At 68.7% G+C, this 3,653-nt stretch carries 3 protein-coding genes and 1 pseudogene; 1 reads left to right on the forward strand and 3 read right to left on the reverse strand.

Features of this window, described 5'->3' with window-relative positions; genetic code table 11:
- Positions 1-287 precede the first annotated feature (287 nt).
- Complete coding sequence (locus LN042_RS36540) at positions 288-785, reverse strand: hypothetical protein (RefSeq protein WP_230055779.1); 498 nt, start codon at positions 783-785, stop codon at positions 288-290.
- 200 nt (positions 786-985) lie between these two features.
- The gene (locus tag LN042_RS36545; RefSeq protein ID WP_230055780.1) at positions 986-1,666 is read right to left on the reverse strand and encodes an AAA family ATPase; all 681 of its coding nucleotides are present in this window, start codon (positions 1,664-1,666) and stop codon (positions 986-988) included.
- 270 nt (positions 1,667-1,936) lie between these two features.
- On the opposite strand from LN042_RS36545, the pseudogene LN042_RS36550 reads away from it, so the two are divergent.
- A pseudogene (locus tag LN042_RS36550) lies at positions 1,937-2,940 on the forward strand (IS5 family transposase).
- Here the strand turns inward: LN042_RS36550 and LN042_RS36555 are convergent.
- Complete coding sequence (locus tag LN042_RS36555; protein WP_230055781.1) at positions 2,871-3,335, reverse strand: hypothetical protein; 465 nt, start codon at positions 3,333-3,335, stop codon at positions 2,871-2,873. The pseudogene LN042_RS36550 and the gene LN042_RS36555 sit on opposite strands and share 70 nt — an antisense overlap.
- Between the last annotated feature and the right edge of the window lie 318 nt (positions 3,336-3,653).

Here is a 3,653-nt window from a genome sequence, read left to right on the forward strand (position 1 = left end):
GACCAAGCCGCCACTCACCACACTCAAGACCCGCATCACCGAGCCAGCCATAACCCCAGCCCAAACCACCTCAACCGACGACGCACCACCCGTAGTCACGCCTCACTCAACCAACAAAACCCCAGTTCACAGAGCCCACCACATCGCAACAAGACCCCCCGAAAACCTCACCAGGACAGCCAGGACGGCGAACCGCGGTCTGGCGGCCCCCGAGGCACAGCGCAGCGGGACGCCCTGGCGGCCGCCAGGGCGCGGCACCGAACGACGAGGACCGCGCCCACCTACCGTCAGGACAGGGGACCGGCCAGCAGTTGGGCGGCCAGGTCGTGCAGTTCGGCCACCAGCTCCTTCGTCAATCCTCCGCAGTACTCCTGTTGGTCCTCCGCGCGATACAGCCATCCGCGGACCGGCCACAACGGCGAGCCAGGGTCGTCGGCGGGGCCCAACTCAAAGTCGATCCGCTCGGCCGCCACCAACGGATCGAGGCGGCCGTCCAGCAGGTCCCGCAGGTAATACCGGGCCAACGCCCGGGCACGGCCCTCAACGGTGGCGGGCAGCCGCAACGCCGACCAGAGTTCCTGCTCCAGTTCGGCCAGCAGCCGGCGCGCCCCCAGAACGTCCGACTCGGACAGCACGCCGAGCTCCCACAGGCTCGGGGTGTCCGCCCCACCGGCCAGTGCCGTCCGGGCAGCCTCCACCGCCACGGCGACCGTCTCCGGATAGCCGGCAGTCCTGCGCTCCAGCAGTACCCGGCGCAGCGGTTCCAGTGCCTCCTCCAGCTCCATGGCGCGAGAGTAGCCAGCCACTCCAGCCTGGAGCGAAGCATTTGATCCGGCGGCAGCCGACGGCGGCAACCGTGCGCAGCACGGCGGACGGCTGGCGACTCTGGCGACTCTGGCGACCAGCAGGACCACTGAGCCGCCGCACGGGTGGTCCAGGTAGTTTCCGCCAGCCGCACAGCGGCTAGGGAGTGCGGGCCTGCCGGTCAGCCTGTGGGGCCAAGGCGGCTGAAGGCCCATCGGAGCACTTCTTGGTTGACGCGGGTGCGGCCGGTGCGTTGGAGGGCTGTGTGGGTGTGGGCGGTCAGGCGGGCCCAGTTGCGGAAGTTGCCGTGGGCCGCGTGCTGGTCGGCGAAGGCGATGTCGGCGGGGTCGGCGTCGGCCCAGAGGGGGTGGTAGAGCGGGATGACGTCCAGGACCTCTTCGGGAGTGAGGCGGGTGAGTCGCTGCCAGATGAAGATCCTGGAGGAGAGCATCGGTTCCTTGCGCAGGGTCTGGTAGCAGCCTTCTCCGCCCACGAAGACGACGGCGAGCCGGGTGTAGGGATCGTCCCAGAGGTAGCGGATGTACTCCAGCTGGTCGCTGGAGAGCCATTGGGCTTCGTCCAGGACGAGGGTGCGTGGGTGGGTGGCGGGTGCGGTCTTGAGGAGGTGGTCGAACTCGCTGGCGTAGCGCGGGGGCTGGCCTGGTAGTTGGAGGCTGGTGAAGAGTTCGTGGCGTACGGCGCGGGTGGTGGGGCGGGCGTGGAAGGTGATGCGGTGGATCTCTTCGCCGGGTTCGAGTTCGCGCAGGCAGCTGGTCACGGCGACGGTCTTGCCGAAGCCGGCGCCGCCGTGGATGCACATCATGGCGCGGGCGGCGATGGTGTCGGCGAGGTTCTCGCGCACGGTGAGCAGCGCGCGGGTGGCGACGAGGCGGGCCTGGGGCAGGGTGACGTACTGGTCGGTGGGTGCGGGCGGCAGGCGGCGGGGGCGGGGCGTCCTGGTGGTCGGTGGGCCGGGGGCGGTTCTGACGGTGGCGGGGTGGGCCAGTCGGCGGGGGGCGGGGCGGGCGGAATCAGATCCGGCAGGGCCAGCGCGGCTAGGGCGAGTATCGGGTCGTGATCAATCTGTGGGATTCGCCCTCGTGGCGAGGCCTGATCAGGTAGCTCTTGTCGCGTGACGCGAGTGCAACTGACCGATTCAGAGTGGGAGTTCATCGAGCCGTACCTGCCGATCGGCGAGTACGGCCCGTACCCGGAGCGGCTGCGGCAGCAGTTCGAGGGCGTGATCTGGCGGTTCAAGACTGGAGGACAGTGGCGGGAGATGCCGGCGGAGTTCGGGGCATGGTCGACCGTCTCCAATCGCTTCCGGCAGTGGCGTGATGCCGGCGTCTTCGAAGCCCTGTTGGAGGGCGCGATCGCGGAGGCCGCGAAACGGGGCGACGTGGACTTGTCGCTGGTCAGCGTGGATTCCACCACCGTGCGGGCCCACCATGACGCCGCCGGGATGCACATGCGCCCCGACGCCCTGGAAGCCTTAGAGAAGGCCGCCGACGAGGCGGAGAAGGCCCGACAAAAAGGGGCGGTCCGGAAGAACAAGACGGACAGGGCGCCGCAAATGATCCAGAGCGCGAAGAGCGACGACGCGCCCGGCGGCGGCGCAAGCTCCGTCTGAAGTCCGCACTGCTCGGACGCTCCAGAGGCGGGCAGACCAGCAAGATCCATGTTGCCGGAGAGCGGAAGTGCCGACCGCTGGTGTTCGTGCTGACCGAGGGACAGGCCGCCGACAGCCCGCAGTTCATCCCCGTGCTCAAGAAGTTACGGGTCCGCGGGCCGGTCGGCCGTCCCCGAACCCGGCCCGGCGCGGTCGCCGGGGACAAGGCCTATTCGTCCCGCGGCAACCGCACCCACCTGCGGCAACGCGCGATCAAGGCCGTGATCCCGGAGAAGAAGGACCAGGCCGCCAACCGAAAGAAGAAGGGCAGTCGGGGCGGCCGGCCCGTCAGCCACGACGCTGACCTCTACAAGGAGCGCAACACCGTCGAGCGTCTGATCAACAGGCTCAAAGCCTGGCGAGGCATCGCCACCCGCTACGACAAGACGCCCGCCAGCTACCTCGCCGGCCTCCACCTCCGTGGCGCGATGATCTGGATCAAAGACCTCAACAGGATCACCCATTGATCACGACCGAATACGCGCCCTAGCAGCCGCTCGAACCGGTCCGCGCGGTAGACCAGCGTCTCCAGGTCGAGCGCCTCGGCGATCTCGCGGCGCAGCTTTCCGGGTATCTCCACCACTGGTCCGGCCTCGGCCAAGGCGTCCTCGAGGGCGAACCGGTCCACCAGCGAGAGGGACACGCGCTCCTCGCCGAGGAACAGCTGGGCGGTGCGGGCGAGGTCCTCGTCCGCGAGGCTGGCCAGGCAGGCTTCCAGGCGCTGGCGCTTCGACCCGTCGGGTGGCAGCGGTGGAAGAGCCAGCCGGGGGCACAGCTCGTCGAGAGCGCGGTGGGTGTGGAAGTCCAGGTCTCGGACGGCCTTCTGCACCAGCTGACGTAACCTCATCAGATCCACCGCCACAGCGGGAGTCTGACAGACGGCGCCGACACCCGGGCCGCTACCGGTGAAGTTTAGGCGGTCTATATCAGGCCGGCCGGGCGCCGGGTGGCCACTCTCCCGCTGAGCCCGTGGGGCCCGCTTGGCCTGGCTCTGTCGTACGCGTACTACAAGCGCCGCCATGGGGAGTCACATGAAGGAGGCCTGGTACCGGCGAGGCGGGGGCGACCAGGAAAAGTTCGGTTGGGGGTGCAACGCATCCGAGCCCGGCGGCATTTAGTAAGTGAGCTGCTCTTACCGCAGCGGATCACCTGAATGAACTACCAGGGAGCATATCTTGAG

This window comes from Kitasatospora humi, assembly GCF_020907985.1.
GTDB lineage: Bacteria > Actinomycetota > Actinomycetes > Streptomycetales > Streptomycetaceae > Kitasatospora > Kitasatospora humi.

Coding starts and splice junctions, on each gene's coding strand:
- LN042_RS36540 (WP_230055779.1), bottom strand. CDS start 785: ATGGAGCTGGAGGAGGCACTGGAACCGCTGCGCCGGGTACTGCTGGAG.